We start from the raw sequence: 9,958 nt of genomic DNA on the forward strand, positions 1-9,958 counted from the left end.
TGGACGCCGCCATGGCGCGCGTGGCGAAGGCGGCGCGGAGGCGGTCAACGTCACCGACTGACAGGGCAGGCTCAAACGCGAAGGGAATGGCGGCCTCTGTGGCCGTCGGCGTGCGGTGGGTGGGCATGGCGCCATCCTAGCGGCGCGGCGCCTGCCAGTCCAGCGGCTGAATAACGCATTGATAACTGTCATTATCATGACGTTATCAAAGCGCGGTTTTCTGGATGTCCGATGTCGATGCAGTTAACAAAAATCACTGCAATCGGCTATCCTGGCATGGCTTTTCCGGAGCCGCGATGATCCCCCTTTCCCTTCTCCCTGCCCTGCTCGCCGCCGAACGCGCCCTCGGCCGCCCGCGCCGCATGCTGGTGCCAGCCGGATGCGCACCCGACCCTACGACCTGATGGCGGTCCCCGGCAGCTATCATCACCGCACCCGCCCTCATCTCGCCCCGGTGCTGCAGTCGGTGCGCCCCTTCGTGTCGGGCGACGATTCTGTTTATGCCTTGGGCACCGCCACACCGGAGATTTCGGCGCAGAGGGCGGTCAGCCGATCCTGAAGATCGGGATCCCGCGCCTGCGGGTTCGGCGACATGCGCTTCCTGTGATAGAAATACTCTCCCGTCGCATCCGCCCTGGGATCGTCGCCGGCGGCAAGCCACGCCTGGGTCAGATGCGCCTGATCCATGTCATCAGGCGCACCGGGGCCGCCCATCCTGGTCGGGACCCAGCCTGGCTCCAGGGAATTGCTGAAGACCTCCGGCCAGCGGCGGGCGATGGCGAAGGCCAGCATCGCGTCGTGCAGCTTACTCTCAGCGTAAGCTTCCGAGCCGTTCCAGCGGCGCTTCTTCCACAGGATGTCGTCGAGATTGGCGTCGACATGGTGATGCATGCCGGACGACAGATAGACGAGCCGCTGCGGGCGGTCGATCAGAGCCGTCAGGATGTAGGCCGACAACGTGTTGATCGCGAAGACGTGCGGCAGGCCGTCGGCCGTCAGGCGGTGCGCCTCACGATAGCCGACGGCGGCATTGTGGATGACAGCGTCGAACCTGCCGAGCGCATTGACCTGTGCGCCGACCTTCTTCGTGCCGGCGATGGTCGAAACGTCACCGACCACGACAGCTTCGGCTTGTGGCAAGGCGTTGCGGGCATCCGCGGCCCGGTCAACGTTGCGGGCATGCAGGACGACCTGATGGCCTTTTTTTGGTGAGCAATTCCGCAGCCATGAGGCCAAGCCCGGTTGATGAGCCGGAAATGAAGATGCGGGACATGGAGAATTCCTTCCGATGGGGAATGTTCAGGAGCGTGAGCCACGCGCCGCGACCGCCAGGGCGGCGCCGGCCAATGCGCAGGCCGCACCGAACAGGTAAACGGCGGCAAAGCGAAATTGGTCAGCGATCAGGCCCGCCACCGGACCCGAAACGCCATAGGCGATGTCAAGGAAGGCGACGAAGGCGCCCATGGCGCTGCCACGACTGGCGGGCGGCACGCGCTTCAACGCCTCCACGCCGAGCGCCGGAAAGACCAGGGCACAACCGAGGCCCGTCACCAGGGCGCCGGCGAGCGCCATGACGTCGGTCGACGCCGACCAGATCATCACCTGCCCGACGGCCTCGATCACGAGCGACCACAGTGCGACTCGATAGCCGCCCGTCCGGTCGGGCAGGCTGCCGAAAACGACGCGCACCGCGATGAAACCGACGCCGAAGGCGGTCATGACCAGACCTGCGCTGTTCCAGTGACGTGCCGCGAAATAGAGCGAGGCGAAGGCCGTCAGCCCCGAGAGGCCGACCCCCTGCAGCATCAGGCCGACCCCTTCGCGCCAGATCTGGCCGACCACCTTGTGGAAGGGCAGCCGGGGACCGGCGGGCGTGGCATAGGAAGTTTGGCGCAAGGCGATGGCGATGGAGGCGAGCGGTGCGACGATGCAGGCGACCATCGCCATCTCGAGACCATAGCCCTGGTAAAGCAGCATGCCGACAGGCGAGCCGATGGCGAGCGCGGCGAACATCGCGATGCCGGTCCAGGACATCGACATGCCAGCCCGCTGCGGTCCGACCGAGGCGATCGACCAGGAGACGCAACCGGTGACGAACTGACTTTCGCCGAGACCGGCCGCCAGCCGGCCCACCACGACGATCGCGAGACCGATGCCCGGCGAAATCCCCGGCAGGGCTGCGACAAGATAGAGCAGGCCGGCGAATGCGCTGATCGCGGCTCCCTGCAACGCCGAGCGTTTGTCGCCATGCTGGTCGGTGACACGGCCGGCATAGCCGCGCGTCAGCACGGTCGCCAGGAACTGGATGCCGATCACCAGTCCGACGATCAAGGTGCTGAAGCCCAGCTTGTCGTGGATGAAGAGCGGGAGCACCGGCAGCGGCAGCCCGACGGCGAGATAGCCGCAGAACAGGGACGCGATGATGCCCGGCGCGGGACGGGAAAGGAATTGCGGCGCGGTATCGGGCCGGCCCGCATCCTTGACGGCAGTTGCCGACATGCCATCCTCCGTGAAGGTTCACAGATGTGATTAAGGAGACGCCGCCCACAAGGAAGCGGCGCCCCCGTTCGATCAGGCCGCCTTTGCGCCCATGCCGGAGCGCCCCGGCCGGTAGCCGCTGGCCTGGAGCAGGTGGCCGAGCGAGCCGTTCACCTCGGCCCGCAGCTTCGGCAGATCGACGCCGACGAGCGTGCCACCGCGCTTGCGGATGCCGCCCGCCACCATGACCGTGTCGACGTTGGAGCGCTCCACCGCATGGACGATGGTCCCGATCGCGTCGGTGACGGGGAAGACGGCGACGTCGTCGGTGCGCACCATCACGATGTCCGCCTGATGGCCGACCACCAGTCTGCCGATCCGATCCTGGAGGCCGGCGGCACGCGCGCCGTTGACGGTGGCGGACTCCAGCACGGCCTCAACGGAGATCGGTGCGGGGACGGTTTCCTCGCCCCGGAACCGGCGATAGCGCATGGCCGAGCGCTGCTGGCCGAACAGCGCGTGCATCTCGCCGAACAGGTCGCTGCCGAAGGCGGTGTCGAGATCGATGCCGAGCGCGGGCGCCAGTCCATGATCGACCGCCTGCTGCCAGGCGAAGCCCGCGTCGTCGAAGCCGAAGAGAGCGTCGGAGCGCGGATTGACCGTCACGTTGACGCCGGCGACGGCGAGGCGCTTCCAGGTTTCCTCCGGCAGGCGCGTGCAGTGATTGAAGATGTTGTGGCTGCCCAGCAGGCCCGGCTCGTCGAACGCCGGTCCCAGCGTCGCCAGATCGCCGATGAATTCGGTGAGGATGCGCATGTCGAGCGCGCGGGCGGCCCGCCACCAGTCGATGTTGAACTGGCCGAACAGCCCCACCCGCACCAGCCCGTCGCCCTGGTTCCAATTGTCGGCCAGACGCTTCAGATCGGCCGGGATGTGCGCGGCCGACGCCCCTTTGTCCATCGCGGCGCCGACCATATGGAGGGCGCGGATGCCGCTGCCGTCCAGCGCGTCGAGGGCGGCATCGGTGTGTTCCGGGCTACGCGCGCTGTGACAGGCATCGATGACCGTGGTGATGCCGGCGTCGAGGCAGGCGAGCGCCGTCAGTCTGGTGCTCAGATACATGTCGAGCGGGCGGTAATGCGCGCCCAGCGTCTCGGCGACGACGTCGATATAGGCGAAGAGGTCGTCGACATCCGGCATCATCCGCCGCATCACGCCGAGCCACATGTGATGGTGGGCGTCGATCAGCCCGGGCATGACGATGCTGCCGGCGGCGTCGATGACCTGCGCGTCCGCAGCGGACAGGTTCACACCGATAGCGGCGATCCGGTCTCCCTCGACCAGCACGTCGCCCACTGGCGGCGCGGCCGTCGCCCTGTCCATGGTGATGATCGTGCCGCCTTTGAAAAGCGTGCGGGAATTGCTCTGCGTCATGATCCGGTCCTTTCGTGGCTTGGGGCCCTGATGCCTCGCAAGCGATATCGCCCGGAACCACTCTTGAATTAAGTGAGATTGTGTCAGATCATTCCTGACAGAAAATCAGATACGGATGGGATGGAACATCGCATGTCCTTCGATGGACGGATCCTGTCCGGGGTCAGCGTGCTGACGGCCGTGGTCGAAGCGGGCAGCTTCGTCAAAGCCGCTGAACTGATCGGACTCACCGACTCCGGGGTCAGCCGGTCGATCGCCCGGCTCGAAGCGCGGCTGGGCGTTCGCCTGCTCGATCGCACGACACGGTCGGTCACGCTGACCGACGAGGGCCGGCGCTTCTACGAGGAGGCGAAACCGCATCTCGACGCCATCGAGGCCGCCGCGGTGTCGGTCTCCGGCGCCGCCTCGGCAGTGCGGGGGCGTTTGCGGGTCGATATCGACCCCTTCTTCCTGCCGCTGGTGCTTGCCGGACAACTCGGCCCGTTCTGCGATCGCCACCCTGAGCTGAGCATCGAGTTCGTGACGCGCGACCATTTCGGTGATCTGGTGGCGGACGGCATCGATCTCGCCATCCGGTTCGGCCAACCGCGCGGAGCGACCTTGATTTCGCGCCAACTCGTCGAGGCGCCGATCCTCACCGTGGCGTCACCCGCCTATCTCGGCCGCTACGGTAGGCCCGCGCATCCATTGGAGCTCACCGGGCATCGCTGCCTGCAGTTCATCGACCCCTCGTCGGGGCGTCCCTTCGGTTGGGAGTTCATCCGCGGCGCCGAAACGATCGAGGTGCCGACGACGGGACCGCTGACCTTCACCGATCCCAAATCGTTGCTGGAGGAGTGTCTGGCAGGCACCGGCATCGCGCAGGTGATCGGATGGGGTGTCGGTGCGCGGCTGGCGTCGGGCGCGCTGATCGATCTGTTCCCCGACTGGCACGGTGAACGCTTCCCGCTTTTCGTCTACCATCCCTCGCGCCAGCATCCGCCGGCCAAGGTCCGGGCATTCATCGACTATTGCGACAGGATCGTTCGAAGCCTCTAAAGTTCACCAGAATTTCGGCTCACCGCTTCCATAAGCGGCGCGATCCCGAGCGCCATCGAGCGCGGCGCTGACACTCGCCCTGAGCAAGGCCAAAGCCGAGCGCCTGGACCCAAGCGCCGGACCGCCATCAACCACGCGGCCCCTTCTCAGCCTGCGGATCTCCCCGCACGGCCACGGCACGGAAATTGTCCTGAGCGACGCCCCCGGCAGCGGTCGACCTTGCCATCCATCGCAGCAAGGACCGGGTTAGTCTATCGCTGGGCCTACAAGGGCTGGCCCGCCACAGTTACGATTTTTGCCATCTCCGTGCCCCGCTCCTGGCTGAGCCGTGTCCAAGCCCACGGGCTTGCGGTGGTTGATGGCCGCCCCACCCTCGATGCCGAGCCGGTCGAGGGCCTTGGCTTTGTCGATCCGACGATCGAGATCTTTGAGGCGTCCTGGGGCGTGCAGCGGCGCGGCTACACGGCGGGCGCCGTCACCCGCCTGCAGCACAAGCGCCAAGCCGCCGAGCGCACCAGAAGGAAAGCACAGGATCCCCAAGCGCTGAGGGGCACCCTGAACCACCCCGGGTTTCGCGGAGGCCATTTGTGCTGAGTCACGCCGCCATAGCGACGTCCTCGGTTTGGGCATAGTAGCGCGCTTCGGCCTCGGCAGGAGGAATGTTGCCGATGGGTTTGAGGAGGCGTCGGTGGTTGAACCAGTCCACCCATTCCAGGGTTGCGAACTCGACGGCTTCCAGGGTGCGCCATGGCCCACGGCGGCGGATCACCTCGGTCTTGTAGAGGCCGTTGATGGTTACGACCAAGGAGTTGTCGTAGGAATCGCCGACGCTACCGACGGAGGGCTCGACACCGGCATTGGTCAGGCGCTCGGTGTATCGAACAGCGACATATCCACTGCGAGGCATGCTCGCCTTCGTGTTCGAACACAATCCGAACCGCGCGCTCGCGGACTTCAGGGGCGAATTTGGCTGATGCAGGTTTCATCATGATGACCCCACTCTTTCAGAAGGTGGGGCCTCCAGGATACCCGGTGCGGTTCACTCAGTCGGGGCGAGGTCAGCTGCCCTGATCGATCTTGGTCAGCTGGGCTTGAGCCTCCGCCAACTCCTGCTTCAAGCGCTCGATACGCCTTACCAGGGCCGCTCTGTCGGGTGTTGCGCCCGGCGCCCTGGTATCGATGCGCTTCTTCTTGAACGCCTTGGCCTCAACGCGGGTGAGGGAGGGGCGGATGTCGGGTTCGGCGGCGGCCAGCTCATCGTCTGACAGGGTGGCGATCTCGTAGATCACGGAGTCCGCTGGAGGCAACCGTTCGAGCGGAATGCGCCCGCTGTCAACGAACTCGGCCACAGTGCGCAACTGCCTGGCTCTTGATGGACTAAAGGGCAGCTCGGCCCGCACCATCGCCTCATACTCACCGTGCTCCATGCGCTCCTTGGCGACCACCAACCATCGGCCGATCGCCAGGAAGTCGTCCCTGGCTCGCTCCCACAGAGCCTTGATCCGCTCGACGGTGTGTGTTCGCGAATGGAAGGTGATAACCTCCTGCGGCCGACCGGTGCCATCGTCGGCGAACAGACCGGCGTATCGGTCCGGGGCGGGGCGAGGCAGCTTGACCTTTCCGTCCAGCTTCACTGTTTCACTCCCAGAACATCGGCGATGAACCGCCAGTTTTCCCACCACATATCAGCCGTCTTGGCGCCGCGCAGCTCCACAACACCGATCCCGACATCGTAGGTCCGATGCACCTCGGCGAGATCCGGTATGAGGGCAGGAGCTACCGTGACTCCGACGGCCAAGCCACGATAGGCGGCGCTCGTCTCGACCTGCTTGGGTTTCACCCCGTTCAGCAGGACCACCATCGGACGGGCGAACGGCCTGACCGCTTTCAGCGTATCCTTCAGGGAGTCCATCTCTTCTCCCCGGACACCGGAGGGCAGCAGGATCAGGTCGGCGGCCTCGATCAGCGACTTCAGCGCGCCGGGGTGATCCTCAACCGAGGCCGGCGTATCGACAATCAGCAGGTCGATATCCTCGATCGGCTCCGGCGCGCTGTCGATGTCGCGCATCGGCACTTCAAAGCTCTGGATCAAGGGCAGGGTGTCGGGGCGCCGCTCCAGCCATTTGCTCAAGGTCCGCTGACGATCAGCGTCGAGCACGGCCACTCGCAAGCCGCTCAATACGGCAGCCACGGCCATGTTTCTGGCTGTCGTCGTCTTGCCGGCACCGCCCTTTGGGCCGAGCACCAGGAGTTGCTTCATCAGAATCTCCGGTTGATCGCGCTGAGCAAAGCGTTAACCGGTTAACGGACCTTTGCCTCGCTGTCAGACGGCGGCCACTTTAGCGAAGGCTCGGCTAAAGGGCAATTCGCCTGTTACCGGAATGGTGGTCGCGAAAATACAATGCGGGAGAGGCGGGGGAGGGCGCTCTGCGGTCCGTGGTCGCGAAAGTACAAGGGCCTCAGCGGACCATCTTGCGCTCTGGAATCGGGGGAGGGGAGGGGTGGAGGACGACCCCGGCTTCACTGACATCGACCTCGGCATCGGGATAGACCGCAAGGGCCATCTTCAGAGCCTCGGTGAACCTCGGCTTGAAATGTTTCAGATTCTGGTAGCTGTGGCCGAATTGGCCGAACAGCGCCGCCCAGGTGACCGGGGTCTTCAGTTCGAGGACATGCAAACGGTAGGCCAACCAAACATACACATCAATCGCCATGCTTTTTCCAGCGATCAGCTTCATGGCCGGCTCCCATACCGGTACTGGATGCTCTTTGAGCGCTTGGAAGAAGCTGTCGCTCAGTCGAACGGTGTCTACCCACAGACGCAGCTGGTTCTCGTCGTCATGTTCGTAGAGCTGAATGCCGCCCTTGACTATGGCATCCTTCTCGAAAGCCTTGCCGCGGCGGTCGTTGTCCCAAACAAAGGTCAGGTTGCAGGCGCTGATCCTGTTGGCCTGTTCCTTGACGTCCCGGTACTGCTTGCCGCCGACGCCCACGCCCATTCGCGACAGCCAGTCCTTCATGGAGGCGCCGAGTTCAACCTCCGGGCTTCCTGTCTGAATCGCTCGCGTCTGCAGGTACAGCATGATCAGCCGGGCACGGCTGCCGTAGGGGACGCCATGCAGTTGCATGGTTCCTGTCCTGTCCGGCAAATAGCCCGGCGTGATCACGAGCTTGACCTTATGTCCCTGGCGCTCCCAGACTGCATCATCGGCCAGCGGGTTGTGGGGCAGGGCGGTCAGGCAGAATCCAGCATAGGTAATGCCCATGGCCCGGCTCTCGATCGCCATCGCCTGGGCAGCCGTGTCGATCAGTTTGCGCTCGCCGCTGGGAACCAGCTTTCGCGCTTGCTCGACACCGACCCTGGCGATCAGATCATGAACGGATGCCATGGAACCCTCGCTGGCCAACCTTTGCAGGACTGTCGTTCCCCTGCGGGCGGCGAGTCAAATTGTACTTTCGCGACCAGCCTATTTGGGAATCTAGTTGGATTCCTATTAGTTGCTTGGTCGCAAGCGTACAGTGGATAAGCCGAGTCGGTGCGATTCGCGGTCTCCAAAGTACAAGCGGGCGGTCGCAACGGTACAAGCCGGGCCTGTGGAGAACCGCCGCGGTCGCGAAAGTACAATGGCGCGCGGCGGCGAATCGGACCGAATCAGGGCTTACATGATGTTGAAGCGCTAGTCCGGAGGGGATCTCCTGGGCCGGAGCGAGGTTCTGACCCTTGCGGGCGTATTCCGTGCCGAGCTGACCCTTCGCCATCCCGCTGCCGCAGGTGCCGATCAGCCTCAAGTCCTTCGGGATCGGCAGCTATTGGCCGATGGCCCCTTGGCTGCTCCCGAAGTCATTGACCGGAGCGGTACCCTCCAGCATAACTGGCCCGTCAACCGCCTGCTGAGACGATGATGAGCGAGACTGAAACCGTCACCGCCGAAGCCATAGCGGTCCGGAAAGCACCTCTTGGTGAAAAGCGTCCGGCGCTGGTCGATGTCGCCGGTTTCAGTCACGGCATCGAGTTGAATGCGTCCATGACCTCACCGTTTCACCGGGACAATTGACCTGCCCCCCTGAACCCGCTCCAGCCCCTATGTGAAGGCTGGGCAAATCAGGAGGAGCAAGGAATGGCCCGTTGGAAGCGGCACACGCCTGAGCAGATCATCAGCATGTTGCGTGCCATTGAGGTGGCGGTGGCGCAGGGGCGCACGGTCGCGGAGACCTGCCGCGAGCACGCCATCTCGGAGCAGACCTACTACCGCTGGCGCACTGAGTTCGGCGGCCTGAAGCTGGATCAGGCCAAGCGGCTCAAGGACCTTGAGCGCGAGAACCAGCGCCTGCGCAAGGCGGTGGCCGACCTCACGCTGGACAAGCTGATCCTGCAGGAGGCGGCGCGGGGAAACTTCTGAGCCCCGAGCGGCGCCGTGCCTGCGTCGCGCAGGTCCAGCAGGCCCTTGGCGTTTCCGAACGTCGGGCCTGCCGGGTGCTCGGCCAGGCACGCTCGACCCAGCGTCATGTTCGTGTGCTTCCGGCCGACGAGGATGCGCTCACCGGCGCCATCGTGCGATTGGCCGGCCAGTATGGCCGTTACGGCTACCGGCGCATCACCGCCTTGCTGCGTCAGGAGGGCTGGCGGGTGAACCACAAGCGGGTCGAGCGGATCTGGCGCCGGGAGGGGCTGAAGGTGCCCAAGAAGCAGCCCAAGCGTGGCCGTTTATGGCTGAACGACGGCTCGTGCGTGCGTCTGCGCCCGAGCTGGCCGCACCACGTCTGGGCCTACGATTTCGTCACCGACCGCACGCACGACGGACGGAGCTTTCGCATGCTGACCATCATCGACGAGTTCACCCGCGAGTGCCTGGCCATCGACGTCGCCCGCCAGCTCACGTCCGATGACGTCCTGCATCGGCTGGCCGAGCTGTTCGTCGAGCGCGGCCCACCGGACTTCCTCCGCTCCGACAATGGCCCGGAGTTCGCCGCCACGGCGGTGCGCGAGTGGCTGGAGCAGGTCGGGGTG

Annotated in this window: 9 protein-coding genes and 2 pseudogenes; 4 read left to right on the forward strand and 7 right to left on the reverse strand. The window is 65.0% G+C overall.

The window, feature by feature from the left end; translation table 11 throughout:
• Window positions 1-498 precede the first annotated feature (498 nt).
• The 3 genes from VD964_RS07020 to VD964_RS07030 all read right to left on the reverse strand — a co-directional run bounded on the left by VD964_RS07020 (window position 499) and on the right by VD964_RS07030 (window position 3,912).
• On the reverse strand, window positions 499-1,236 hold the full coding sequence (locus tag VD964_RS07020; protein WP_324866959.1) for an SDR family oxidoreductase: 738 nt from the start codon (window positions 1,234-1,236) through the stop codon (window positions 499-501).
• A 63-nt stretch (window positions 1,237-1,299) separates the two neighbouring features.
• Window positions 1,300-2,499 (reverse strand): arabinose transporter, encoded by a 1,200-nt coding sequence (locus VD964_RS07025; protein ID WP_324866961.1) that lies wholly within the window; start codon window positions 2,497-2,499, stop codon window positions 1,300-1,302.
• Between the two features lie 72 nt (window positions 2,500-2,571).
• Entirely contained in the window at window positions 2,572-3,912 is a 1,341-nt protein-coding gene (locus tag VD964_RS07030) for an amidohydrolase family protein (RefSeq protein WP_324866963.1), read from the reverse strand.
• A gap of 132 nt (window positions 3,913-4,044) precedes the next feature.
• Here VD964_RS07030 and VD964_RS07035 point away from each other — a divergent pair, with 132 nt between their 5' ends.
• Window positions 4,045-4,950 (forward strand): LysR family transcriptional regulator, encoded by a 906-nt coding sequence (locus tag VD964_RS07035; protein WP_324866965.1) that lies wholly within the window; start codon window positions 4,045-4,047, stop codon window positions 4,948-4,950.
• Between the two features lie 219 nt (window positions 4,951-5,169).
• Entirely contained in the window at window positions 5,170-5,544 is a 375-nt protein-coding gene (locus tag VD964_RS07040) for a hypothetical protein (protein WP_324866967.1), read from the forward strand.
• 1 nt (window position 5,545) lies between these two features.
• Here the strand turns inward: VD964_RS07040 and VD964_RS07045 are convergent.
• From VD964_RS07045 to VD964_RS07060, 4 genes and pseudogenes are all read right to left on the reverse strand, one after another.
• Window positions 5,546-5,848: pseudogene (locus tag VD964_RS07045) on the reverse strand (integrase core domain-containing protein); the annotation flags it as partial.
• Between the two features lie 160 nt (window positions 5,849-6,008).
• Entirely contained in the window at window positions 6,009-6,584 is a 576-nt protein-coding gene (locus VD964_RS07050) for a hypothetical protein (RefSeq protein WP_324866969.1), read from the reverse strand.
• Window positions 6,581-7,210: a ParA family protein gene (locus tag VD964_RS07055; RefSeq protein ID WP_324866971.1), complete on the reverse strand. Its 630-nt coding sequence runs from the start codon at window positions 7,208-7,210 to the stop codon at window positions 6,581-6,583. Before VD964_RS07055 ends, VD964_RS07050 begins: the two co-directional genes overlap by 4 nt.
• A gap of 199 nt (window positions 7,211-7,409) precedes the next feature.
• Complete coding sequence (locus VD964_RS07060; protein WP_324866973.1) at window positions 7,410-8,339, reverse strand: replication protein RepA; 930 nt, start codon at window positions 8,337-8,339, stop codon at window positions 7,410-7,412.
• A gap of 510 nt (window positions 8,340-8,849) precedes the next feature.
• Between VD964_RS07060 and VD964_RS07065 the strand changes: the two genes are divergently transcribed.
• Window positions 8,850-9,005 carry a hypothetical protein gene (locus VD964_RS07065; protein WP_324866975.1) on the forward strand — a complete coding sequence of 52 codons (156 nt, stop codon included), beginning with the start codon at window positions 8,850-8,852 and terminating at the stop codon, window positions 9,003-9,005.
• Window positions 9,006-9,068: 63 nt separating this feature from the next.
• Window positions 9,069-9,958, forward strand: a pseudogene (locus VD964_RS07070) (IS3 family transposase); the annotation flags it as partial.

This window comes from Azospirillum sp., from assembly GCF_035628975.1.
Lineage (GTDB): Bacteria > Pseudomonadota > Alphaproteobacteria > Azospirillales > Azospirillaceae > Azospirillum.

What these genes read in the sequence shown, in the direction of transcription:
- VD964_RS07025 (WP_324866961.1), bottom strand. Translation starts at nt 2,499, where the DNA reads ATGTCGGCAACTGCCGTCAAGGATGCGGGCCGGCCCGATACCGCGCCG.
- VD964_RS07030 (WP_324866963.1), bottom strand. Translation starts at nt 3,912, where the DNA reads ATGACGCAGAGCAATTCCCGCACGCTTTTCAAAGGCGGCACGATCATC.
- VD964_RS07035 (WP_324866965.1), top strand. Translation starts at nt 4,045, where the DNA reads ATGTCCTTCGATGGACGGATCCTGTCCGGGGTCAGCGTGCTGACGGCC.
- VD964_RS07055 (WP_324866971.1), bottom strand. Translation starts at nt 7,210, where the DNA reads ATGAAGCAACTCCTGGTGCTCGGCCCAAAGGGCGGTGCCGGCAAGACG.
- VD964_RS07060 (WP_324866973.1), bottom strand. Translation starts at nt 8,339, where the DNA reads ATGGCATCCGTTCATGATCTGATCGCCAGGGTCGGTGTCGAGCAAGCG.
- VD964_RS07065 (WP_324866975.1), top strand. Translation starts at nt 8,850, where the DNA reads ATGATGAGCGAGACTGAAACCGTCACCGCCGAAGCCATAGCGGTCCGG.